Genomic DNA, 23920 nt, shown 5'->3' with positions numbered 1-23920 from the left:
GCGTTGCTCCTACAACGGCAAATGCCGACTCAACAACGCCCTCAACGCCGCCGGCTTCACCGGTTTGGCCAGATAATCCAGCCCGGCGGCGTGCACCTGGGCCACCGTCTCGGGGCGGCCGTCGGCGCTGATCACGACCCCCGGCACCGGTTCACCCATGCGGGTACGCAACCAGGCCATCAACTCGGTGCCGGTTTCGCCGTCGTCGAGGTGAAAATCCACCAAGGCGAGTTGCGGGCGTCCGCCCTCGGCGAGCCAGCGCTCGCATTCTTCACGGTTGCGCGCTGTCCACACCTGGCAACCCCAGCGAGTCAGCAAGCTGTTCATGCCGATCAGGATGCTGTCTTCGTTATCGACACACAAAACCTGCGCGCCGCTGGGTAAATGCCCGTTGGGTTCGGCCACGATGCTGGGCGCGGCAATCTGCGTATGGGCCAGTGGCACGCTGACGCTGAACACACTGCCGCGTCCCGGCCAGGAGCGCACGCGCAACGTGTGGCCGAGTACGCGGCACAGCCCGTCGGCAATGGCCAGGCCCAGGCCCAGGCCTTTTTCGGCACGGGTCTGATGGCTGTCCAGGCGTTTGAATTCTTCGAAAATCACCTGTTGCTTATCTTCGGCGATGCCCGGTCCGCGGTCCCAGACCTCCAGGCATAACTCGCCGTTGCGCCGACGCACGCCCAGCAGGACGGGGCCCTTGGCATAGCGGAAGGCATTGGTGAGGAAATTCTGCAGGATGCGCCGCAGCAGTTTGATGTCGCTGTCGACCCGCAGTCGCGAGCCTCGAACGCGGAATTTCAGGCCCTGTTCCCGTGCCAGCACCGTGAACTCGGCGCCGAGGGTATCGAACAGGTCATTGAGGGCGAAGGGTTTGCGGTCGGGGTTGATCTTGCCGTTTTCCAGGCGGGAGATGTCCAGCAGGTCGGTGATCAGGTCTTCGGCCGAGCGCAATGAACTGTCCAGGTGCTGTACCAGTTGCCGGGCTTCGCCTGGCAAACCGTCGTGTTGATGGGACAGTGCGGCGGAGAACAGTCGAGCGGCGTTGAGGGGTTGCATCAGGTCATGGCTGACGGCGGCCAGGAAGCGGGTCTTGGATTGGTAGGCCGCTTCGGCGGTGCTTTTGGCTTCTGTCAGGGCTTCGTTCAGTTGCGACAATTCCCGGGTGCGTTCGGCCACCCGTTGCTCCAGTCCTTCATTGGCTTCGGTCAGGGCCTGTGCGGCTTCGCGGAAAGCGGTGATGTCGGTGAAGCTCATGACGAAACCGCCGCCGGGCATCGGGTTGCCGATCAGCTCGATCACTCGGCCGTTCGGAAACAGCCGCTCGGACGTGTGGGCGCGTCCCTGGCGCATCCAGTGCAGGCGCCGGGCGACATGGACTTCGGCCTCGCCAGGACCGCAGAGGCCGCGTTCGGCGTTGTAGCGGATGATGTCGGCAATGGGCCGGCCGACGCTGATCAGGCCGTCGGGGTAGTTGAACAGTTCCAGGTATCGACGGTTCCACGCCACCAACCGGAGAGACTGGTCGACCACGCTGATGCCCTGGGTGATGTTCTCGATGGCGCCTTGCAGCAGGGCACGGTTGAACTGCAGCACTTCCGAGGCTTCGTCAGCGATCCGGACCACATCTTCCAGTTGCATCTCCCGACCTTCGATCGCGGCTTTGACCACGGCTCGCGTCGACGAGGCCCCGAGCACGCCGGCCAGCAGGCGTTCGGTGTGGGCGATCCATTCGCTGTCGGCGTTCTGGTTCGGGTTGAAGCCTTTGCCCTGGCGGTAGGCAAAGCGGATGAAACTCTGGCGCGCCCGTTCCTCGCCGACGAAACGTGCCGCCAGTTGCAGCAGGTCTTCGATGTGCACCGCCAGCATCGACCGAGCGCTGGGGCGGGCGCTGATTTCCTGGCCGATGAAACGTCCGGCCTGCCAGTGCTCCGACACACGGGTGCGCGACAGCACCGAGATCCAGGCAAACAGCGTGAAGTTACCGGCCAGGGACAGGACGACGCCTTGGGTCAGTGGGCTGATCGGCAAATGCAAGGGGTTGCCGTGCAGCCAGGCCAGGCCCGGGAACGCGCTCAGGGACCAGCCCAGGCTGTGGGCAGCGATCGGCAGCACCAAGGTGTAGAACCAGAGGAAAATCCCCGCGGCGAGGCCGGCGAATACACCGCGGCGGTTCGCCTGTTTCCAGTACAGCGCACCGAGCATGGCGGGCGCCAATTGGGTGACCGCGGCGAAGGCGATCTGGCCGATGGTGGCCAGGCTCGCGGTGGAACCCAGCAGTCGGTAGCTGACGTAGGCCAGCAGCAGGATCACCACGATGCTCACCCGACGCACCGAGAGCATCCACTGGCGGAACACTTCAAACGGCCGCTCGGCGTTGTTGCGACGCAACAGCCAGGGCAGCAGCATGTCGTTGGACACCATGGTGGACAGGGCGACGCTCGCGACAATCACCATGCCGGTGGCCGCCGAGGCGCCGCCAATGAACGCCAGCAATGCCAGCGCCGGATGGGCTTGTGCCAGCGGCAGGCTGATGACGAATGAGTCCGGCAGCACCGAGCTGGGCAACAGCATTTGTCCGGCGAGGGCGATGGGCACCACGAACAGCGCGGCCAGGGCCAGGTAGGCGGGGAACACCCACTTGGCCAGGCGCAGGTCCTGGGGCTCGATGTTCTCCACTACCGTCACATGAAATTGGCGCGGCAGGCAGATGATCGCCATCATCGCCACCCCGGTCTGCACCACCATGGACGGCCAGTTGATGGTTTCTTTCCAGTACTGCTCCAGGCGCGGTGCGAGCATCGCCTGGTCGAACAAGTCGTCGAATCCGTCGTAGAGGCCGAACGTCACGAAGGCGCCGACCGCGAGGAAGGCGAACAGCTTGACCAGGGACTCGAAGGCAATGGCCAGCACCATGCCGCGGTGGTGTTCGGTGGCGTCGAGGTTGCGGGTGCCGAACACGATGGTGAACAAGGCCAGGATCAGCGAGACGATCAGCGCGGTGTCCTGGGCGCGGGTGCCCATGGCATCGGCACCGGCGCCGATCAACAGGTTCACCCCGAGCACGATACCCTTGAGTTGCAAGGCAATGTACGGCAGCACGCCCACCAGGCAGATCAGCGCGACCACCACCGCCAGCGACTGGGACTTGCCATAGCGGGCGGCGATGAAGTCGGCGATGGAGGTGATGTTCTCCTGTTTACTGATCATCACCATTTTTTGCAGGACCCATGGCGCCAGCACCAGCAACAGGATCGGTCCGAGGTAGATCGGCAGGAATGACCAGAGCTGTTCGGCCGCCTGGCCCACCGCGCCGAAGAAGGTCCAGCTGGTGCAATACACCGCCAGCGACAGGCTGTAGACCCAGGCCCGTACCCGTGGAGGCAACGGCGTGCTGCGCCGGTCACCGTAGAAGGCGATGGCGAACATGATGGCCATATAGGCCAGGGCAACAACGGCGATCAGCCCGCTGGACAACGACATGGAAACTCCCGAACGAAGAACACCGGGCTTGGGCCCGGCAAGACAGTCTCGCATGCCTGCTCGGGTTCGTCAGTGTCGACCAAGGTCGAGGCGTGGTGGGGTGTCGCACTCGGGTCATGTCGTGGATTTGCGGGCCTCATCGCGAGCAGGCTCGCTCCCACAGGGGGATGTGCGACGGACACAAACTTCTCATCCACCTCTGAAAATGTGGGAGCGAGCCTGCTCGCGAAAGCGCCGGGTCAGCTTGCATCAATGGTGAATGTAAAGTCGTCTTCGCGAGCAAGCCCGCTCCCACAGGGTTATGGACCATTCACAGATCTGGCGTGCGCCGCCTGTTCCCTGTGGGAGCGAGCCTGCTCGCGATGGCGGCCTTACTGCGCCAGCGCGATATCAATCAACCGATACAATTCCTCTACCTCCAGCGGCGCGCTGGCAAAGAGAATGCGGAACACTGTTGGCGCCACCATCACATTGATCAATCTCTCGATGCCGGGATTTGGTTCATCGGGATAACGCTCCAGGATGATCTGCAACTGAGCGCTGATGATCCCCACGCAATGCCCTGGCGTGGCGCAGGCCTGGATGTCGCGCATCATGTTGCGACCGGGTTCGGAACTCATCTCGTCCAGGTATTGCTCGGCCCAGGCGCGCAGGTCGCCGCGCAGGCTGCCGGTGTTGGCCGGTTCGCTGTCGAGGCGCATGCGGGCGACAGCGACGTCGGCCAGCAGCGCCGGCAGGTCACCCCAGCGCCGGTAGATGGTGGACGGCGTCACGCCCGCGCGCGCTGCAATCTGCGGCACGGTCAGCGTGGCGCGGTCCTGTTCCTGGAGCAGGGCGCGGACGGCCGAATGGATCGACTCTTGTACCCGGGCGCTTCTGCCGCCGGGGCGTAAACCTTCTTTAATAGCCATGAATCGGACCTTAACACAAAGAATTTGCTTTAAGCACGCATCGGTAGCACACTCGGCAAAAGCAAAAAATTAGCTTTTGCTGATGTTTTGTGAACAGCGTCTGCGGAGTGTGCCCATGTCCCGTCCAGCTTCGACCCGTGCCAGCCTGATATTCCTGGCCATCACCTTGCTCGGTTTCCTCGCCGCGTCCAGCGCGCCGACGCCGTTGTATCACCTCTATCAGGAACACATGCAGTTTTCCCCGGCCATCCTCACACTGATCTTCGGCGTATACGCCTTCAGCCTGTTGGCAGCCTTGCTGACCGTGGGCTCGTTGTCGGATTACCTGGGTCGCAAACCGGTGATCTTCGTGGCGCTGGTGCTCAACATGCTGGCGATGCTGCTGTTTATCAACGCCGACAGCATCGCGTGGCTGATCGGGGCCCGGTTGATCCAGGGCTTCGCCACGGGCATGGCCACCAGTGTACTGGGGGCCGCGCTGCTGGACTTCGATCGCCAGCAGGGCCCACTGATCACCAGTGTCGCGCCCTTGCTGGGGATGGCCTGCGGGGCGCTGGGGTGTGGCTTGCTGGCGGAGTTCGCGCCGTTGCCCCTGCAACTGACCTATTGGCTATTGCTGGGCCTGTTCCTGGCCCAGGCGATCTATCTCTGGCGTCTGAAAGAAAGTGTCAGCCCGCAATCCGGTGCCTGGCAGTCCCTGTGTCCAACCTTGCATGTGCCGCCGCAGGCGCGACGGCCCCTGTGGCGGGTCCTGCCGCTGAACCTGGCGGCCTGGGCGGTGGGTGGTTTCTATCTGTCGTTGGCGCCGTCCCTGGTGCGGGCAGCGACCGGATCGACCTCCAACCTGATTGGCGGTGCATTGGTGGCAGCCCTGACGCTTACCGGGGCCTTGTCCATCTACACGCTGCGCAACCAGAGTGCAGAGAAGATGCTGCGGCTTGCCGCCAGCTTATTGATGACCGGCCTCGCCCTGGTATTGATCGCCGCGCACACAGGCAGCCTGCCGTTGTTCTTCATCGGCACCCTGGTGACCGGCAGCGGTTTCGGCGCGGGTTTCCTGGGCGCGCTGCGCAGCATCATGCCGCTGGCCTTGCCCCATGAGCGGGCCGGCTTGATGTCGGCATTCTATGTGCTCAGTTACCTGGCTTTCAGCTTGCCGTCACTGCTGGCCGGGAACCTGACGCGGGTGTTCGGATTGATCCCGACAACCGATGGCTATGGCCTGGTGCTGATCCTGTTGGCGAGCGCTGCGTTGCTGGGGCTGTTGCGTCAGGCCGCCAAGCCGGCAGGCAGTGGCGTTCGACCTTGATGCGTTGAATGCAGACGGTTGAATTGAGCTAGCCTAGGCGTCTTGCCATTTATCTCTGGTGATTTCCCTTGAAGATTATTCGCAGCAAGTCCTTCACCGGCGACCGTGCCTGGGCCGCGTTGGACATCGCTAACATGAACGGCATCACCACGCGCCTGCACTGGACCGATCAGCCGTACAAATGGCATGTCAACGATGGTCAGGAAGTCTTCGTGGTGCTCGATGGGCTTGTGCAGATGTGCTATCGGGAGGAGGGGATCGAAAAAGATACCTTGCTGGGGGTTGGGGATATTTTCTACGCCTCGGTCGGGACCGAGCATGTGGCCAAGCCCCAGGGACCGGCGAGAATCCTGGTGATCGAAAGTGAAGGCAGCGTCTAATGGGTTATCTGTAAAATGGATAACATATAGAGAAATTACCCGTTATATCGATATTCGATCCGGCTCTAAGATGACTCCACCTCAACCGGGGACTGGAGTTCGTCATGACATGCTGCCCTGCAACAAACCGTTTGCGCCCACTGAGCCATTTGCCCAGGCCGTTGGAGGCCATTCGCCAATTCACGCCCAACTGGTTCGCCGTGACCATGGGGACCGGCGTACTCGCCCTGGCCTTGGCGCAATGGCCGGGCAATGTGCCTGGCCTGCGAGTCGTGGGTGAAGGGTTGTGGTTGTTCAACATCCTGCTGTTCGTGTTGTTCAGCGGTTTGTACGCTGCCCGCTGGCTTTTGTTCTTCGACGAAGCGCGGCGGATTTTCGGCCACTCAACGGTCTCGATGTTCTTCGGCACCATTCCCATGGGGCTGGCGACCATCATCAACGGTTTCCTGGTTTTCGGCCTGCCGCGCTGGGGAGAGGCCGTGGTGTCGCTGGCTGAGGCGTTGTGGTGGGTCGATGTGGCGCTGTCCCTGGCCTGTGGCGTGTTGATCCCATTCCTGATGTTCACCCGGCAGGAACACCGGATCGACCAGATGACCGCCGTGTGGTTGTTGCCGGTGGTGGCCGCCGAAGTCGCTGCCGCCAGTGGCGGGCTCTTGGCGCCGCATCTGGCTGACGTCCATTCGCAACTGGTCATGTTGGTCGCCAGCTACGTGCTCTGGGCTTTTTCCCTGCCGGTGGCGTTCAGCATTCTGACGATTCTGCTGCTGCGCATGGCCTTGCACAAATTGCCCCACGAAAGCATGGCGGCCTCAAGTTGGCTGGCCCTGGGGCCCATCGGTACGGGGGCCCTGGGCATGTTGGTACTGGGCAGCGACGCCCCGATGATCTTTGCGGCCAACGGTTTGCCTGGCGTCGGTGAAATCTCCGCCGGCCTGGGGCTGGTGGCCGGCGTCACGCTATGGGGCTTTGGGTTCTGGTGGATGTTGATGGCGCTGCTGATCACGGCGCGCTACTTGCGCGAAGGCATCCCGTTCAATCTCGGCTGGTGGGGCTTTACTTTCCCCTTGGGCGTGTACGCATTGACGACGCTGAAACTGGCGAGCCTGTTGGGCCTGGGGTTCTTCACGCTGTTCGGTTGCCTGCTGGTGGCGATGCTGGTGGTGCTGTGGCTGATTGTCGGTTGGCGCACGCTGTCGGGTGCCTGGCACGGTGAGTTGTTCGTGTCGCCGTGCATTGCCGGGCTGGCGAAATAATTGCCCGGCGGCTCCCAAGCGACGTGCCGTAGGTTAATGTGTGGCCTGGATAAAAAAACGTTATTCCAATAAGCGTCCACGCCACTCAGGAACATGGAAGATGAGTCACCCTTCGCAGTTCACCTTGCTTCGCCGACGGCGTTTCCTGCCGTTTTTCATCACGCAATCCCTAGGGGCCTTCAACGACAATGTGTTCAAGCAGTCGCTGATCCTCGCCATTCTCTACCGGCTGACCATCGAGGGCGATCGTTCGATCTGGGTCAACCTGTGCGCGCTGCTGTTCATCCTGCCGTTCTTTCTGTTCTCGGCGCTGGCGGGGCAGTTCGGGGAAAAATTCGCCAAGGATGCGTTGATCCGTCTGATCAAGCTTGGCGAAATCGTCATCATGACAGTCGGCGCGGTGGGCTTTCTGTTCGATCACTTGTCGCTGATGCTGGTGGCGCTGTTCGCCATGGGCACCCACTCGGCGCTGTTCGGTCCGGTCAAATATTCGATCCTGCCCCAAGCGCTGCACGAGGACGAACTGGTCGGCGGTAATGGCCTGGTGGAGATGGGCACCTTCCTGGCGATCCTCGCCGGCACCATCGGCGCTGGGGTCATGATGTCTTCGGCCCACTATGCACCGGTGGTGTCGACCGCGATCATCGGCATCGCCGTGCTCGGTTACCTGGCCAGCCGCAGCATTCCCCGGGCGGCGGCCGCGTCGCCGCAAATGCGTCTGGACTGGAACATCTTCAGTCAATCCTGGGCCACCTTGAAACTGGGCCTGGGGCAAACCCCGGCGGTGTCCCGTTCCATTGTCGGCAACTCCTGGTTCTGGTTTGTCGGGGCGATTTACCTGACGCAGATTCCGGCTTACGCCAAAGACTGGATGCACGGCGACGAAACCGTGGTGACCTTGATCCTGACGGTGTTTTCGGTAGGCATAGCCCTGGGTTCGCTGCTCTGCGAAAAGCTGTCCGGACGCAAGGTCGAGATCGGCCTGGTGCCGTTCGGTTCGTTCGGCCTGACGGTGTTCGGGCTGTTGTTGTGGTGGCATTCCGGTGGAATCCCCGACAGTGTCGACGGCCATGGCTGGCTCGAACTGCTTGGCTTCGGTCATGCCTGGCTGGTGCTGATCGATATCCTGGGCCTCGGCGTGTTCGGCGGCTTCTACATCGTGCCGCTGTACGCGCTGATCCAGTCGCGCACCGCTGAAAACGAGCGGGCACGGGTGATTGCCGCCAACAACATTCTCAATGCCTTGTTCATGGTGGTCTCGGCCATTGTCTCCATCGTATTGCTGAGCCTGGCCAAGCTGTCGATCCCGCAGCTGTTCCTGGTGGTGTCGCTGCTGAACATCGGCGTCAACGCCTACATCTTCAAGATCGTCCCCGAGTTCACCATGCGTTTCATGATCTGGCTCCTGAGCCATTCCATGTACCGGGTGGAGCACCGCAATCTGAACGCTATTCCCGATGAAGGCGCCGCGCTGTTGGTCTGCAATCACGTCTCCTTCGTCGACGCGCTGCTGATTGGCGGCGCGGTGCGTCGGCCGATTCGCTTCGTGATGTACTACAAGATCTACAACCTGCCCGTTCTGAATTTCATCTTTCGCACTGCCGGGACCATTCCGATTGCCGGGCGCCAGGAGGATATTCATATCTACGAAAAGGCCTTCACGCGGATCGCGCAGTATCTGAAGGATGGCGAGCTGGTGTGCATCTTTCCTGAAGGAAAGTTGACCGCTGATGGTGAGATCAATGAGTTCAAGAGCGGCTTGACGCGCATCCTGCAGGAGACGCCGGTGCCGGTGATTCCCCTGGCGTTGCAGGGCTTATGGGGCAGTTTCTTCAGTCGTGATCCGGCCAAGGGCCTGTTTCGGCGGTTATGGTCGCGGGTGACCCTGGTGGCGGGGTCGGCGGTGGCGGTGGAGATGGCTGAGCCGGCCAGGCTGCAAGCGCTGGTCGGCGAGTTGCGTGGGAATGTCAGGTAAACACTCAGGCCTTATGAGGCCCTAATCTGTGGGAGCAAGGCCTTGCTCCCACAGGCCCTGCTTCCACAGGCTCTATTTGCAAAAGGGTCTAGGCGCTGACTTTAAGCCCGATCAATCCCGCAATGATCAACGCAACGCTGACCAACCGAACCAGCGCCATCGACTCACCAAATAGAATAATCCCGGCGATCACCGTGCCCACGGCGCCGACTCCGGTCCAGATCGCGTAGGCCGTGCCCAGTGGCAATTCCTTCATGGCAAGGCCGAGCAGGCCAAGGCTGATCGCCATGGCTGCAACCGTCAATGCAGTGGGGAGAGGGCGGCTGAAGCCGTCGGTGTATTTCAGGCCGACAGCCCAGCCGACTTCGAACAGGCCGGCAAAAAACAGAATGATCCAGGACATCGAGCACCTCCATCAGTCGATGGGGTCGTCCCCGGATTGACACTTGATCGGCGGATGGGATCAAGTGGCGGGGTCGTCCCCGCGCTGAAAGGGTAGAGTGCCCATTCCCGGGCACTCGATCAAGCCTGCTTTCAGTCGGCCGCTTGCCCGGCGGCGAGCGCTTCGCGGTCCTGCTTTTCGCTCATGCGGCGGAAGTAGGTTGAGAGCAGCGCCCCGGAGATGTTGTGCCAGACGCTGAACAACGCGCTGGGCACCGCCGCCAATGGCGAAAAGTGCGCACTCGCCAGGGCGGCGCCCAGACCGGAGTTCTGCATGCCCACTTCCAGCGCCAGGGTCTTGCGTTGCGCCAATGGAAGACCGAACAAGCGCCCGGTGAAATACCCCAGCAGGTAACCGAAGCTGTTGTGCAACATCACAATGGCCATGATCAGCAGGCCGGATTCGGCGATCTTCGCCTGACTGGCCGCCACCACCGCGGCCACGATGATCACGATGCTCACCACTGATATCAGCGGCAGCACTTCTACAGCATGACGAACCCGTGCACCCAACAGGCGTTGGGCAATGATGCCCAGTGCAATCGGCAACAGCACGATTTGCAGGATCGACCAGAATAGCGCCGAGAATGACACCGGCAACCAGGCCGAGGCCAGCAACCAGATCAGCGCCGGGGTCAGCAGGGGAGCCAGCAGGGTCGTGATCGCGGAGATCGCCACGGCCAGAGCCAGGTCGCCGCGCGCCAGCCAGGTCATGACATTGGACGACGTGCCGCTCGGGCAGCAGCCCACCAGAATCACACCGACGGCGATCTCCGGTGGCAGGCTGAACAATTGGCAAAGCAGCCACGCGGTACCGGGCATAATGACGAACTGGGCAATCACCCCCAAGGCTACACGCCCTGGGCGGCGGGCCACTTCGGCAAAATCTTCCAGCTTGAGCGCCAGGCCCATGCCAAACATCACCAGCCCCAGCAAGGGCACGATGGCGACTTTCAGATCCACGAACCACTGCGGCAGCAGGAATGCCACGATGGCGAAAATCAGTACCCAGTAAGCGAAGGTATTGCCGACAAAGCGGCTCAGTGCAGCCAATGCGCGCATGACCAGATCCTTGTTATTAGTAATTGAAACAACACAAAACCAATGTGGGAGCGAGCCTGCTCGCGAAAGCGGTGTGACAGTCAGTGAAATGTCGACTGGCATACCGCTTTCGCGAGCAGGCTCGCTCCCACAGGGGTAACGCTATGTCGTCAGATCCCCTGAGGCGTCTCTTCCCCACCCAACGCTTCCACCAGCGCCGGCAGGAATTCGCCGAAGGTCAACATCATCAGCGTGAAGCTGGCGTCCAGTTGGCCGAGGGCTTCATCGCCGCCGTCCTGTTCCGCCTGGTCCTGCAACAGATCTTCGAACTTCAGGCGCTTGACCACCATTTTGTCATCGAGGACAAACGACAGCTTGTCCTGCCAGGCCAGCGACAGTTGCGTCACCACCTTGCCGGTGTTGAGGTGCAGCTGGATTTCGTCGCTGGTCAGGTCCTGGCGCTTGCAGCGCACGATGCCACCGTCTTCATGGGTGTCGCGCAGCTCGCATTCGTCCAGCACGAAGAAGTCGTCCGCGGCTTTCTGGGTCTTGACCCAGTCAGTCATGATGGCGGTCGGTGCGGTCTTGACCGTCAGTGGACGCACAGGCAGCGAGCCGATGACTTCGCGCAGGGTGGACAGCAGGTCTTCGGCGCGTTTCGGGCTGGCGGAGTTGACCAGGATCAGCCCCTGTTTCGGCGCAATGGCGGCGAAGGTGGAGGAGCGACGAATGAATGCACGGGGCAGGAACGCCTGGATGATTTCATCCTTGATCTGGTCCCGTTCCTTTTTATAGACCTTGCGCATCTGTTCGGCTTCGATCTCTTCGACCTTTTCCTTCACCGCATCGCGTACGACGCTGCCAGGCAGGATGCGTTCTTCCTTGCGCGCAGCGATCAACAGGAAATCCTGGCTGACATGCACCAGAGGAGCGTCTTCGCCTTTGCCGAACGGCGCGACGAAACCGTAAGTGGTCAACTCCTGGCTTGCACATGGACGCGCCAGTTTGCTGGCCAGTGCAGTTTCCAACGCCTCGGCATCAAAAGGCAGATCTTGGGTCAGGCGATAGATAAGCAGGTTTTTGAACCACATGGGGTGAGTCTCTCCTTTATACAAAGGAGCGCATTATTCTCTTCGCGGCGCCATAGGCCAACCCTTCGCTAAGCCTTTGGAAGACCTGAGGAAATTAATTTAAAAAGTGCTTGCCAGCTCGGGAGACGCTCCGTAGAATGCGCGCCACACCGAAAGCGAAGGGTGATTAGCTCAGCCGGGAGAGCGTCTGCCTTACAAGCAGAATGTCGGCGGTTCGATCCCGTCATCACCCACCATTCGTTTCAAGTGTTACGCGCAGCGGTAGTTCAGTCGGTTAGAATACCGGCCTGTCACGCCGGGGGTCGCGGGTTCGAGTCCCGTCCGCTGCGCCATATTCGGTTATCTGGAATACTGAACGCCAGATGACCACCAGGAAGCCCGCTTATGCGGGCTTTTTGCTGTTTGCGATTCCTGCGGTGCGTATCGATTACTTTTTTCTGATTTTGCTAATTAAATCAGCACATTACGAAAAAGTGTGAGAGAATGCGCCCCGCATCGAGAGTGAAGGGTGATTAGCTCAGCCGGGAGAGCGTCTGCCTTACAAGCAGAATGTCGGCGGTTCGATCCCGTCATCACCCACCAAACTTTCAATGTTACGCGCAGCGGTAGTTCAGTCGGTTAGAATACCGGCCTGTCACGCCGGGGGTCGCGGGTTCGAGTCCCGTCCGCTGCGCCATATTCGATGACCTGGAATACTGAACGCCAGGTCACCAACAAAAAGCCCGCTCATTGAGCGGGCTTTTTGCTGTCTGCCGTTTGAGTGGGCACGCCTTGGCTGTCCCTGCTTGCGTCCCCACGCGGAGCGGGGGAACGATCATTTCCAAGGCATTTATCTATTGCTCGGCGTTCCGGCTGTGACGGTAATCGCTGACCGCCTCGTACACCGCCTTACGCAAGCGGTTGATGCCGCCGATAGGGCGGTGCGCCTCGATGCCGAACCACGGATTGAACGACAGGTTGTCGCAGGCCAGGTTCAGCTTGGGGGTGTCGAAGTCCTGGGGCGGTACCTTGATTCGCGCCACCGTCTCGAACGGCGCGTCACTTTCTCGCCATTCAACGCTGGTGTCCTCGATCGGCATGTATTTGCCTGGGTCCTGGCGTTGGATCTGCAGGACAAAACACGCTGGCACCCGGTCTGTGGATAACTGCTGATGCAACGCACTGCGCAGAAAATTCGGCAGCGCCTGGTTTTGTGTTGGCAAGGTATAGCTTGGGCAACTGTCCGGGTCTGGCGCGACGCGAAACTTGGCGTTGGCCTCACCGAACTTGTAGGGCGACACCGAAAAATACGTAGTCTGGGTCGGACTGGCGGGAGGCGGTGACAATGTCGCCAGGGCGATGAACAGGTGGCGGATCTGCCAACTGCGCGGGTCCAGCCCTGGGAAGAAAGCCATCACTTTTTTTCCATCGGCCTGGGCAGCAACATTCTGACGGTACTCGGCGACATCACTGACGAAGAAGTTCGGGTGATTGAACATCACGAAATCCTGTTCACCCTCTGATTGTCGGTCCGCCAGCAGCGGCTTGCCCGGCACGTTCAACAGCTTGATGGCCATCCCGCGTGCGTCACGCAGGCTATCGAACTGAGGGTACGCGTTGCCATTGGACAGGCGCATCGTCGCCTGCCAGACCTTGCCCGGCTCGGCAAACACGCCCTGGCGCAGGGGGGCAGGCAGATCGGTCGGTACCTGGACTTCGGCCATCACGCAGCCGTGTGCCTTGGCATGGGCGTCCCGCAGATAACGCGTGCCTTCGCGATGCTGATCGACGATGCGGATGGCGGTCTGGATGATCTCTTGGGTCATGGCGGCTTCGCCGGGTGGCATCTGTTCCTTGTCCGACACCGGTCCGCTGTGTTGCCAGGCGAGCCACGCCGTGGCGAACGCCCAGCCGAACAAGCCGATGCCCAGCAGCCACAGGAGTGTCTTGCCCAGAAAGGCGCCGAGGCGCAGCCAGAGCGTGATCAGCATGGGTCAGTCCTTTTGCCTGAGAGATTCATCATTACAGTTGCGATTCCAGCGGCCCGCCCAGCACCTTGAGGTACTCCAGCAATGCCCAGCGTTCCTGCGGTTGCAGCAGGCGACCGATCACCCCGTTACCCCGTTCGCCGGCGCGGAATTCATGACCGCTGTTGTGGTTGCCGGTGATCCGGGTGTCGAAGAGAAAACCGTTGGTAAAGGCTTCGGTGCGATAACCCAGGTGCCGGGGATCGTACTCGAAGCTGCCTTTATAGAAGGTGGTCGCTCGTTCGTCCTGAGGGGACAGCAACTGATAGATCGTCGGCACCGAGCCGTTATGCAGGAACGGTGGCGTGGCCCAGACGCCGGCCAGTGGCCGGGCCTTGTAGGCGCGCAGTTCGCGTACACCGATGGGCAGGCCGAAGCCATCCATGGCCGGTCGCTCGACCGGGGTGACGCCGGCGTCGCGGTAGGCGCGGTTCTCGACGAACGCCGTGACGTAGGCCAGGCCCTTGGCGACCGAAACCTGGCTCAGGTCCAGCGGTTGCGTCGGCGTCGGGTGCAGTTGTACGTCCAGTTTCGCCAGTTCGGCCGGGTCCCATTGCAGGCTGGTCAAGTCGAAGCGGTGGTCGGCAATGTTATTGGCCGTGCCCGGGTCGGTGCCGATCACCTTCACTGGCAGCATGTGCAGTTGCTGGACCGGTCTGTCGGGGCCTTGGACCACCTTGGGCACATGGCAGCCGGCGCAGTTTTCCGCGAACAACGCCCGGCCCTTGGCGGCGAGGGGTTTATCGATCGAGCCCAGCAGTGCTTCCGGCCACGCCGGGGGGTTGAGCAGTTGCAGGGTTTCTTCGATCGTATGCAGATCGCGCACGCGTACGCTGGAAGGGTAGCGCGCATCGCCCTGCAATGGCTTGCCCTGGGCGTCGAAGAAATTCAGCGTGGCGCCCACACCCAGCGCCTCACCGACGTTGCGGGCCATCGGCTGTTGGGCCGAACCGTTCCATTGCACCCAGTCGAAGGTCCAGATGTCCCACAACTGTGGGTAATCCACCGGGGCGTCGGCGACCCGGTAATTCGTCGCCGAAATGGCGTCGCCGAAACTGGCATTGGCGATGCGGCCAAACGCGTCGGTACGGCCAGGACCTTCCTCGGTGGGGTAGAGGCCGCGGTGGGTGTCATTCCAGGCGACCCGCAGGAACGTATCCAGAGAATCCTTGAATGCCTTGCGCAATGCGTCGTGGCGGGCATCATCGTAGTCCTGGCCCAGGACCTGGCGAGCGAAGCGTTCGAATTTCCACGGGTTGTAGTAGGTCGAGGCGAGGCTGGCGACCAGTGCCTGTCCGAAACTGCCGCCGCGCAAGGTTGGCACGCTGGAGGGCAGGACATGTTGCGCCGAGCCGCCGTCGATCCGTATCGCCTGGCCCTTGAAACGTAATTCGCCGGTGTGGCAGGCGGCACAGGTGATGTCCAGGAATTGTTCGGTGCTGCCCGGGTTCTGGTGTCGCGCAAAACCCACCGGCAGGTTGCCGGGGTTGTCCTGGGAGGCTTTCTGCGCCGGATCGACCAGAAAGCCGAAGCGCGCCAGGTATTCGGGCGACGCGAAGCGCTGCTGCGAGAAGGGCAACTCAAGGGCCGTGAACCACTCGTAACGCAGGCCTTTGACTTGCGTCCCCTGGGGCGTGAAGTAATACGTCTGGCGCTCGGCGGCGCTCCATTGATCCAGGTAGTGGACCTGTTCGACGGGCGTGTAGAACGGCAGGCGCGGATTGGCGACGTAATAAAGCACCACGGCCACGGCGACCAGTACCAGTACGAGGAGCAGCAGGAAAATGCGAGAGAGGAGGCGCACGGTCACATCCTTGTTTTTTGATACGCCCTTATGCCTCAGTGCCGCGCGGCCGGCAAGTGGCCATTATTTTCCGGCCGCAGGGTGCGGCGACAGGTCCCTGTACGTAACGGATGACAGATGCTTCATCTGCACAGGATCAAAAAGCGTTTGTGGCACCTGAACTTATCACCGGTTTTCCGCTCACATGCCGGTAGCCATTGGTCGTGGCGGCCTGATAAGCTCGCGGCTTTACTCGATTGCCCTTTAGGCGCATGAACAAGGAAATAGCATGAAACAGCATCGGTTGGCGGCGGCGGTTGCCCTGGTTGGCCTGGTACTCGCAGGTTGCGACTCGCAGACCAGCGTTGAGCTGAAAACCCCGGCGCAGAAAGCTTCCTACGGTATCGGCCTGAACATGGGCAAAAGCCTGGCTCAGGAAGGTATGGACGACCTGGACTCCAAAGCGGTCGCCCAGGGCATCGAAGATGCCGTCGGCAAGAAAGAACAGAAGCTGAAAGACGAAGAACTGGTCGAAGCCTTTGCCGCACTGCAAAAGCGTGCCGAAGAGCGCATGGCCAAGATGAGTGAAGAGTCGGCGGCCGCCGGCAAGAAATTCCTCGAGGAAAACGGCAAGAAGCCTGGCGTGACCACCACCGCTTCCGGCTTGCAGTACGAAGTGGTCAAGAAAGCTGACGGCCCACAGCCCAAGCCGACCGACGTAGTGACTGTCCACTACACCGGTAAGCTGACCAATGGCACCGTGTTCGACAGCTCCGTGGAACGCGGTAGCCCGATCGACCTGCCGGTCAGCGGTGTGATCCCGGGTTGGGTCGAAGGTCTGCAACTGATGCATGTCGGCGAGAAGTACAAACTGTACATCCCGAGCGACCTGGCCTACGGTGCCCAGAGTCCGAGCCCTGCGATCCCTGCCAACTCGGTCCTGGTCTTCGACCTGGAACTGTTGGCGATCAAGGATCCGGCAAAAGAAGACGCAGCCAAGTAATCGCGTCTGCTATAACGACAACGCCTCGCTTATGCGGGGCGTTGTCGCATCCGGGCGGCGGAAAATCCGAAAAAACCGAACGCACATCGCGGACGGCAGTCATAGGCAATACAGGCGCTGGGCTAGACCCAGTCGGCCTGTCAAGTCAATGAAATATTGGGTTTTTTTATGTGAGTAAAAAACGCCCGATCTGAGCTCAGGCCTTATGAAACGGGGGCTTCAGCGGTGAAATGCAGCTCTGTTCACAAGGTTATCCACAATTTGTGTGGATAACATTTCAGTAGGAAGAAAAAATGAAGGCACCGTGGAATTTTGCACGATTCCTGCCTTTGGCAGGACGGTTGCTGGCCCGTGGCCGCTTGCCGACGCTGTTGTTTGCCGTCGCCCGCAAGAGTGCCCGGGAAGGCGGACGGCTGGGGAGGCTCAAGGACGATCTGCGTTTGTTGCAGGCGTTATGCCTGGCTTACTGGCGTGGCGAATACCGGGCGGTCAGTGCCAAGTCGTTGCTATCGGTGGTGGCGGGGCTCATGTATTTCCTCAGCCCCCTGGATGCGATTCCGGACCTGCTGCCAATGTTTGGCATGATCGACGATATCGCCGTGCTGGCGTGGATCATGAAAACCCTCGATGACGAGCTCAGTGCCTTCCGCGCCTGGCGTGATGCGCAGTCCCCCGACAAGCTCGCACGGGTCGAAAGACTTCCCGATACCCCTCGACAACTGCAGCTCCAGGAGCAGAAAAAGCCCTGATTCTGTTCGTTTCCCTTCGGACGACCATCACCCCGCGACCTTAGCCGCCATTTAGGATTACACTTCCAAGGAAAAGGCTGACTCGCTAAGTGTCATCGTCCTACGGGGTAGAGATGGATATTCAGATAATCACACGCGACGGAGAGCCCGAGTACGCGGTTTTGCCGTGGGACCAGTACCAGTCGTTGTTGAAAGCCGCAGGCATCCATCAAGCACCGCCGCAAGAGGCCAAGGCCCAGCACGCGGCGGCACCGGACCAGATTCTTCCTGGCCTGGATCAATTACGCAGTTTGCGCGAAGGGAAGGGCATCGCCATCGAGGCGCTGGCCCGCACGGTAGGTATCAGCCCGTCTTATCTGGCCATGATCGAAAGCGGCGAGCGTCAGCCCGATGCTGCGATTCGACGTAGTCTGGCCTGGGAATTGACGGTGCCGGGTTGGAGGGAAGGATCGTGAGTGTACGTATCAGTCGGCAGCATTGGGATGGGTTGTTGGGTGAGTTGGACCAGGCGCGCCGCCAGCGCCATTTGTTGACGTATCGTGCCTTGCTGGAGCGTTTGCAGCTGCCCAGCCCGGCCATGCAGACCCTGACCGCCGCCCTTGAACATCTGGCGGCGCTGGACGCCCGGGCCGAACAGCCGTTGCGCAGCTCCCTGGTCATCAGCCAGGGCGCCAGCCGGTTACCCCGAACCGGTTTCTTCGAGTGTGTCGAACGCCTGGGGCGTTTTTCCGGCCCTTCCGATGGCGTGGCCGCCGCGTCCTGGCATGCTTCGGAAGTGGTGCGGGTGTTCGAGTATGAGTATCCGGAGTCGGCGGAGGCCTGATTGTTCTGACGGATCCTGGCGCGGACCGGTTAAAGAAAATCGGAAAAACCGGGCATTCTTGAGATTTTCCTGGGCCGCTCAAGAAAAATCGGGCAGCCAAGTCGAAAATGAATATGTTTGCCTGGGGCTCAGTTGGGTATGCGGCTTTAAATCGCGGGCGCTTCAGCAACTGACGCATGCGCTGAGCAATCGCCGTCGACGATTTTTTTGGCGGGTTAAAGACCCATCGACTCCAAGGGGGCGATGGGTTTTTGCATTTAGCGAATCGCCCTACGTCTACTGCATCTTTCCCTGACTTATTTCCTTTGCGATCCCCGGCAAAGTCTCGCGCTTCCTGAGTGCTGCGAGACGTTTGCCCATGTTCGACCGGTTTTTCCTGCTGGCCCTTGATCGCGTCATGCCTTGATGGATCAGGTGCACCGTATCGAGCAGGAGCTCGACAGTTTCAAAGACACCCTTTCCCTCTATCGCGAGCAACTGGAGCGCTGGTACGTCCGTGCGGCAGACCGGGCCAGCCAGGCGGCCGACCTGCCTTCGCTGATGGGCATGGAGCGGTTGATTCGCTTCGGTGACAACACCACCGTCGTCAGCACCGGCGATGATGATTTCCTCTCCACCGTCGTCCAGTGCCCCCAAGGCGGGGTGATGACGATCGAGAGCAAACTCGAATCGGTGTACGACATTCCGCTGGGCGACATCGTGGTGGATGTGGTGGCGGTGGACAGCGGCGAGGTCACGCCGGTCATCCTGGATGCCCAGGGGCTGGGAGTCTTCAGGGGGATGCGGGGAAGTTCTATCGGGTCCATGTCCAGGGCGAGGTATCGCCCGCGCAGATCGGTCAGTTGTTTTCCTCCTACGATGGCCTGACCACGCAACTGACAGACTGGCTGCGCGGCGAATGGCAGGGGTTCAAGCCGCAGTGGGCGCAGCAATCCCTGGCCACCTCGGCAACTGCGGTGGGCAACGGCTTGCTCGCCGGCAGTTGGGCGGCAATCGAAGGGGTATGGGACAGCCTCAACCTGCTCTCGGACATCCTCAAGGACCCCGGGCAGTTTGTTGACCGCCTGGGCAGCAGTGCCGGTCAGTTGATGAAGCTGGCGCAGGACGCGCCGCAAGTGATGGCGAAGCTGCAGTTGCTGACCAGTGACGAAGCGGCGCTGTGCCTGCTGGTTCGCACCGCCAGTCTCTGGCTGGAGATGCTGCCACCCAGTGAGATCGCCGGCGAAACGAGCGAAGCACTCTCGACGGTGGTGGTGCAGTTGCTGCTTGACCTGCTGATTGGCGTGGTGCTGACCTTCGCCGGGGCGGGGGCTGGCGTCGCTTACCTGGCAATGCGGCTGGCCAAGCACGGCGCAAGCCTGATAAATGCCGTACAGCGTTTCGTCAGCGCGATCTTTGCGGTCGTCAACGGTTTCATGGGCTACGTCGACCGTTACAAGACTGTGGCGGCGCGCGGCATTGCGGCCGGAGTAAAAAAAGGCCGGATGCAGCTGCGCTGGGATGCGCAACGCAACACCGCACTGAAAAAGCCCGAACCCCACGACGACGCCCCGGCCCAATCGAAAAACCCCAACGGCGACAGCGCCGACAGCGCGGCCCTGACCCGCACCGACGGCTGTCCGGTATCGATGGTCACCGGCGAGGAACTGCTGACCCTGGACGACGGCACGCTCGATGGCCGCTTGTCGTTCGTCTTCACCCGCCTGTACCGCAGCAGCGCGGCGGATCAGGACGTGGGGCTGGGACGCGGCTGGAGCCATGCCCTGGCGCACCGCCTGCTGCTTGAGGGCGAGCAGGTCATCTGGATCGACCAGGAAAACCGTCGCACGACCTTTCCGCTGCCCAATGCCCAGCGCCCGGCAATCCACAACAGCCTGGCCCGGGCGGCCATCTACCTGGGCACCGAGCCGGACGAACTGATCGTCGCCCAGCCCGGCGAACAGGCGCCTTTCCTACACTTTCGCGACGGTCATCTGACCGCCCTCAGCGACCGCTACGACAACCGCCTGACGATCCAGCGCAACATCCATGGCGACATCAGCCGCCTGGACAACGGCGCCGGACGCGCCCTGCAACTGCGCTACGAACAGCGCCACCTCATCGCTCTCGACTACCAGAGCTTTCACCCGGCCCTCACCCTGGACGAAGCCTGGCGCACCGAACAGACCCTGGCGACCTACCGCTACGACGCGCGCTCACGGCTGGTCGAAGCGACCAACGCCGCCGGGGAAAGCGAGCGCTACGACTACGACGATGCCCACGTCATCCTCCAGCGACAACTGGCCGGCGGGGCGAGTTTCTTCTGGGAATGGCAGGGCGTCGGCCAGGCCGCCCGCTGCGTGCGGCACTGGGCCTCGTTCGCGCAGATGGACACCCGTTACAGCTGGGGCGAGGACGGCAGCGTCACGGTCCGGCACCTCGACGGCAGCGAAGAGACCTATGTCCACGACGACCGCGCACGGCTGGTGCGCAAGGTCGAGCCCGACGGCGGCGAACACCTCAAGGCCTACGACGAACAAGGCCGGCTGATCGCCGAACAGGACCCGTTGGGCGCCGTCACCGAATACCACTACGACGAAGTCGGGCGTCTAGTGGCGCTGATTCCACCCGAAGACGCGCCCACGTCCTACGAATACCGCAACGGTTTCCTGCACGCCCGTTCCCGTGGCAAAGCCGTATGGACCTATCGGCGCAACGACCGTGGCGAGGTGATCGAGGCCATCGACCCGGATCAACAGCGCACCTGGTATGCCTACGATGCCCACGGGCAGTTGTTGTCGATCCACTACCCGGATGCCAGTGAACACCGGTTCACCTGGAACCGGCTCGGCCAACTGACAGAAGAAACCCTGCCTGACGGCAGCCAGCGGGCTTTTGCCTACGACGCTCTGGGGCGCTTGCTGACCCGCCAGGATGAACACGGCGGGGTGACGCACTACCAATGGGACGCCGTGGGCCGGTTGCTGCAGACCACCTTGCCCTCTGGTGCTACTCGAGCCTGGACCTACAACGCCTACGGCAAGGTCACCTCCGAGCGCGACGAACAGGGCCGCGTCACCCGCTACGAGTACGCCGACGACCTGCACCTGGTCAGCCGCCGCATCAATCCCGACGGCAGCACGTTGCGCTACCGCTACGACTCGGCGCTGCTGCTGCTGACCGAGATCGAGAACGAGTCCGGGGAAAAGTATCAGCTGGACTACACCCCCAGCGGTTTGATCCGACAGCAAATCGGCTTCGACGGCCAGCGCACCGCTTATGCCTACGACCTCAATGGGCATCTGCTGGAGAAAACCGAGTTCGGTGCCGACGGCAGCCAGCTTGTCACTGCCTACCAGCGCGACACGGCCGGACGGCTGCTGATCAAGACCCTGCCCGACGGCCAGGCGATCCAGTACCGCTATGACGGGCTGGGTCGGCTGGTTTATGTCGATGACGGCAGCGACCACCCGCTGGCCTTCGAGTACGACACCCAGGACCGGCTGATCACCGAGCATCAGGGCTGGGGCACCCTGCGCTATGGCTACGACGCCTGCGGGCGGCTCAATCACCTGCGCCTGCCGGACGATAGCCGCCTCGACTACCACCATGCCCCGGGCGGTGCACTGACTGCCATCGACCTGAACGGCGCACGCCTCACCGAACACCAACTGCGTGGAGGCCGCGAACTTCAGCGCCAACAGGGCCTGCTGCTCAGCCAGTACGAACACGACGAACAGGGCCGGCTCAAGGCCCACACCGTGCTGCAGAGCCAGCAGACGCTGTTCTGGCGCGATTATGCCTACAGCCCCAAGGGCAACCTCGCCGCCATTTCCGACAGCCGTCGAGGGCGGCGCGAGTACCAGTACGATCCGCTGGACCGCCTGACCCGGATCGAGCATTCCCATACCGATCCCGCGGAACACTTCGCCCACGACCCGGCCGGCAACCTGCTGATGCAGGACCGCCCCGGCCCGACCCACCTCAAGGGCAATCGCCTGCTGATGGAGGGCGACCGTCACTACGACTACGACGCCTTCGGCAACCTGATCCGCGAACGCCGTGGCAAGGCCCAGGTCCTCGTCACCGAATACCGCTACGACAGCCAGCACCGCCTGATTGGCGTCACCACGGCGGACGGTCGCGAAACGTCCTACCGCTACGACGCCTTCGGCCGACGCATCAGCAAGACCGTGGCCGGCCTGACCACCGAGTTCTTCTGGCAGGGCGACCAACTCGTTGCCGAAAGCAGCCGCCATCACCACCGCAGCTACCTCTACGAACCCGGCACCTTCCGCCCGCTGGCGCTGCTCGACGGCAAAGGCCTCAACGCCTGCCCGTTCTACTACCACCTCGACCACCTGGGCACGCCCCAGGAACTGACCAACTACGGCGGCCAGATCGTCTGGTCGGCGCGCTACCACGGCTACGGCAAAGTCCGAGCGATAGAGCACGGCGGCGGCGAACAACTGGAACAACCGCTGCGCTTCCAGGGCCAATACTTCGACCCGGAAAGCGGCCTGCACTACAACCGGCACCGCTACTACAATCCGGAAACGGGCCGCTACCTGACGCCTGATCCGAGCAAACTGGCGGGTGGGCTCAATGGGTATCGGTACACCCTGAACCCGACGGGGTGGGTGGATCCGTTGGGGTTGGTGGATTGCCCGGGGAAGGGTGGGTGCAGGCCGGCGGTTGGGGAGCAGGATCCGGCTGCCAAGGTTGGGGTAGATGAGGGAGAGCCGCGACTGCCGATGACGGCGGAGCAGCGGCGGGCTCGGATTGATGAGTTAGCGGAGGCGAATGCTAAGCGACGTGTAGAGGAGTATGAGAGGAAATATGACATGCATACTGTTGCTAAGCATAATCCCGAGATACCAGATAGGGCGGTAAGGCAGCGGCCAATTGACGGGAGTCATCCAACGATAAGCGGACAAATAGGCCCCGTGAGCTCTAGCTCTCAATTTAAGAGTTGGAGAATGCAGATGCACGCACTAAATGAAGCTCTTACAAGAACGGCTCGGGGTTTACCCGCGCATACGGGATTCGACAGAAGGCAAAACCCTATTGTTAGGATGGAAATGCCTGGCGCCGGTCGGGGGTACAAACCCAACAGAAGAGATAGAACCAATCCAATTCTGAATGAACACATGAATGGTGCAGAAGTGAAATTTGACAGAGTTCAAACTGATAAACCGTTTACTGCCTTTCCTATTGATTAAGCTAGACGAAAAATGGAGTTGATTATGTTGCTAGCTCCCTTCACTGAGTTGCCTTATCAGCCAACTGTCGACGCGCTCTTGGCTGGTATAGATACGGAATATAAAGATGATTCATTTAGAAAGGAGTTGTTGAGGCTTGACCCGAATAGTGCGTCGGATCGACGAATTATAATTAAAAATTACATAATTAAAGAGCAGGCATATTTGTCGTATAGACATAAATTTTTACTCTTGATTAAGTTGAAGGAGGCGCTGGAGAACGAGTTTTATGATTTTGGTGCGCTTTTTGAGTATGACTATGAGACAGATGAGTCTTCAGCTTCGCCTTGGTTGGCATCTGAAATCCATACCCCCCGTAGCTTTTTCGAGGATATATATGAACTAGTAAGCGAAGAATGGAAGCAAGATATTGAAAAAGCAGCGCTCGAAGATCCATCCACTTGGTAGGCGATCTCGAGTTGCCTACTTCATACC

Annotated in this window: 16 protein-coding genes, 4 tRNA genes and 1 pseudogene; 14 read left to right on the top strand and 7 right to left on the bottom strand. The window is 61.1% G+C overall.

Features of this window, described 5'->3' with window-relative positions; translation table 11 throughout:
* Positions 1-9: 9 nt before the first annotated feature.
* Positions 10-3480: a hybrid sensor histidine kinase/response regulator gene (locus PCOSP_RS21780; protein ID WP_464709505.1), complete on the bottom strand. Its 3471-nt coding sequence runs from the start codon at positions 3478-3480 to the stop codon at positions 10-12.
* Positions 3481-3851: 371 nt separating this feature from the next.
* Positions 3852-4391, bottom strand: coding sequence for a TetR/AcrR family transcriptional regulator (locus tag PCOSP_RS21775; RefSeq protein WP_175363141.1), 540 nt, complete (start codon positions 4389-4391; stop codon positions 3852-3854).
* Between the two features lie 115 nt (positions 4392-4506).
* Here PCOSP_RS21775 and PCOSP_RS21770 point away from each other — a divergent pair, with 115 nt between their 5' ends.
* From PCOSP_RS21770 to PCOSP_RS21755, 4 genes are all read left to right on the top strand, one after another.
* Positions 4507-5700 carry an MFS transporter gene (locus PCOSP_RS21770; RefSeq protein ID WP_464709504.1) on the top strand — a complete coding sequence of 398 codons (1194 nt, stop codon included), beginning with the start codon at positions 4507-4509 and terminating at the stop codon, positions 5698-5700.
* A gap of 68 nt (positions 5701-5768) precedes the next feature.
* Complete coding sequence (locus tag PCOSP_RS21765; RefSeq protein ID WP_175363143.1) at positions 5769-6080, top strand: cupin domain-containing protein; 312 nt, start codon at positions 5769-5771, stop codon at positions 6078-6080.
* Positions 6081-6184: 104 nt separating this feature from the next.
* On the top strand, positions 6185-7333 hold the full coding sequence (locus PCOSP_RS21760) for a TDT family transporter (protein ID WP_464709502.1): 1149 nt from the start codon (positions 6185-6187) through the stop codon (positions 7331-7333).
* A gap of 100 nt (positions 7334-7433) precedes the next feature.
* Complete coding sequence (locus PCOSP_RS21755; RefSeq protein WP_464709501.1) at positions 7434-9308, top strand: MFS transporter; 1875 nt, start codon at positions 7434-7436, stop codon at positions 9306-9308.
* An 88-nt stretch (positions 9309-9396) separates the two neighbouring features.
* Here the strand turns inward: PCOSP_RS21755 and sugE are convergent, their stop codons facing one another.
* The 3 genes from sugE to rdgC form a co-directional block, all read right to left on the bottom strand.
* The gene (sugE, locus tag PCOSP_RS21750) at positions 9397-9711 is read right to left on the bottom strand and encodes a quaternary ammonium compound efflux SMR transporter SugE (protein WP_139648009.1); all 315 of its coding nucleotides are present in this window, start codon (positions 9709-9711) and stop codon (positions 9397-9399) included.
* 131 nt (positions 9712-9842) lie between these two features.
* Positions 9843-10811: a bile acid:sodium symporter family protein gene (locus tag PCOSP_RS21745; RefSeq protein ID WP_175363147.1), complete on the bottom strand. Its 969-nt coding sequence runs from the start codon at positions 10809-10811 to the stop codon at positions 9843-9845.
* 149 nt (positions 10812-10960) lie between these two features.
* On the bottom strand, positions 10961-11881 hold the full coding sequence (gene rdgC / locus PCOSP_RS21740; protein WP_024779702.1) for a recombination-associated protein RdgC: 921 nt from the start codon (positions 11879-11881) through the stop codon (positions 10961-10963).
* A gap of 160 nt (positions 11882-12041) precedes the next feature.
* On the opposite strand from rdgC, the gene PCOSP_RS21735 reads away from it, so the two are divergent.
* From PCOSP_RS21735 to PCOSP_RS21720, 4 genes are all read left to right on the top strand, one after another.
* Positions 12042-12117, top strand: a tRNA-Val gene (locus PCOSP_RS21735).
* A 19-nt stretch (positions 12118-12136) separates the two neighbouring features.
* Positions 12137-12213, top strand: a tRNA-Asp gene (locus PCOSP_RS21730).
* 174 nt (positions 12214-12387) lie between these two features.
* Positions 12388-12463: transfer RNA gene (locus PCOSP_RS21725), tRNA-Val, on the top strand.
* Positions 12464-12480: 17 nt separating this feature from the next.
* Positions 12481-12557, top strand: a tRNA-Asp gene (locus PCOSP_RS21720).
* Positions 12558-12714: 157 nt separating this feature from the next.
* Here the strand turns inward: PCOSP_RS21720 and PCOSP_RS21715 are convergent.
* Together PCOSP_RS21715 and PCOSP_RS21710 are read right to left on the bottom strand one after the other, a co-directional pair.
* Positions 12715-13851, bottom strand: coding sequence for a catalase family protein (locus tag PCOSP_RS21715; protein ID WP_464709500.1), 1137 nt, complete (start codon positions 13849-13851; stop codon positions 12715-12717).
* A gap of 31 nt (positions 13852-13882) precedes the next feature.
* Positions 13883-15691 carry a di-heme-cytochrome C peroxidase gene (locus PCOSP_RS21710; protein WP_464709499.1) on the bottom strand — a complete coding sequence of 603 codons (1809 nt, stop codon included), beginning with the start codon at positions 15689-15691 and terminating at the stop codon, positions 13883-13885.
* Between the two features lie 268 nt (positions 15692-15959).
* Between PCOSP_RS21710 and PCOSP_RS21705 the strand changes: the two genes are divergently transcribed.
* The 6 genes and pseudogenes from PCOSP_RS21705 (at position 15960) to PCOSP_RS21680 (ending at position 23893) form a co-directional block, all read left to right on the top strand.
* Positions 15960-16673, top strand: a complete 714-nt coding sequence (locus PCOSP_RS21705) for an FKBP-type peptidyl-prolyl cis-trans isomerase (protein ID WP_139648018.1) — start codon at positions 15960-15962, stop codon at positions 16671-16673.
* 293 nt (positions 16674-16966) lie between these two features.
* Complete coding sequence (locus tag PCOSP_RS21700) at positions 16967-17422, top strand: YkvA family protein (RefSeq protein WP_139648020.1); 456 nt, start codon at positions 16967-16969, stop codon at positions 17420-17422.
* Between the two features lie 113 nt (positions 17423-17535).
* The gene (locus PCOSP_RS21695) at positions 17536-17877 is read left to right on the top strand and encodes a helix-turn-helix domain-containing protein (protein WP_139648021.1); all 342 of its coding nucleotides are present in this window, start codon (positions 17536-17538) and stop codon (positions 17875-17877) included.
* Positions 17874-18245, top strand: a complete 372-nt coding sequence (locus tag PCOSP_RS21690) for a hypothetical protein (RefSeq protein WP_003179080.1) — start codon at positions 17874-17876, stop codon at positions 18243-18245. Before PCOSP_RS21695 ends, PCOSP_RS21690 begins: the two co-directional genes overlap by 4 nt.
* A 405-nt stretch (positions 18246-18650) precedes the next feature.
* Positions 18651-23446: pseudogene (locus PCOSP_RS21685) on the top strand (RHS repeat-associated core domain-containing protein).
* A 24-nt stretch (positions 23447-23470) separates the two neighbouring features.
* Complete coding sequence (locus tag PCOSP_RS21680; protein ID WP_055137749.1) at positions 23471-23893, top strand: hypothetical protein; 423 nt, start codon at positions 23471-23473, stop codon at positions 23891-23893.
* Positions 23894-23920 lie beyond the last annotated feature (27 nt).

Source organism: Pseudomonas sp. MAFF 730105, from assembly GCF_055380705.1.
The sequence above is the reverse complement of the archived record's forward strand: the minus strand, read 5'-3'. Positions and strand labels throughout refer to the sequence as shown.

Coding starts and splice junctions, on each gene's coding strand:
- PCOSP_RS21715 (WP_464709500.1), bottom strand. CDS start 13,851: ATGCTGATCACGCTCTGGCTGCGCCTCGGCGCCTTTCTGGGCAAGACA.
- PCOSP_RS21680 (WP_055137749.1), top strand. CDS start 23,471: ATGTTGCTAGCTCCCTTCACTGAGTTGCCTTATCAGCCAACTGTCGAC.
- PCOSP_RS21695 (WP_139648021.1), top strand. CDS start 17,536: ATGGATATTCAGATAATCACACGCGACGGAGAGCCCGAGTACGCGGTT.
- PCOSP_RS21770 (WP_464709504.1), top strand. CDS start 4,507: ATGTCCCGTCCAGCTTCGACCCGTGCCAGCCTGATATTCCTGGCCATC.
- rdgC (WP_024779702.1), bottom strand. CDS start 11,881: ATGTGGTTCAAAAACCTGCTTATCTATCGCCTGACCCAAGATCTGCCT.
- sugE (WP_139648009.1), bottom strand. CDS start 9,711: ATGTCCTGGATCATTCTGTTTTTTGCCGGCCTGTTCGAAGTCGGCTGG.
- PCOSP_RS21700 (WP_139648020.1), top strand. CDS start 16,967: ATGAAGGCACCGTGGAATTTTGCACGATTCCTGCCTTTGGCAGGACGG.
- PCOSP_RS21705 (WP_139648018.1), top strand. CDS start 15,960: ATGAAACAGCATCGGTTGGCGGCGGCGGTTGCCCTGGTTGGCCTGGTA.
- PCOSP_RS21755 (WP_464709501.1), top strand. CDS start 7,434: ATGAGTCACCCTTCGCAGTTCACCTTGCTTCGCCGACGGCGTTTCCTG.
- PCOSP_RS21775 (WP_175363141.1), bottom strand. CDS start 4,391: ATGGCTATTAAAGAAGGTTTACGCCCCGGCGGCAGAAGCGCCCGGGTA.
- PCOSP_RS21745 (WP_175363147.1), bottom strand. CDS start 10,811: ATGCGCGCATTGGCTGCACTGAGCCGCTTTGTCGGCAATACCTTCGCT.
- PCOSP_RS21780 (WP_464709505.1), bottom strand. CDS start 3,480: ATGTCGTTGTCCAGCGGGCTGATCGCCGTTGTTGCCCTGGCCTATATG.
- PCOSP_RS21760 (WP_464709502.1), top strand. CDS start 6,185: ATGACATGCTGCCCTGCAACAAACCGTTTGCGCCCACTGAGCCATTTG.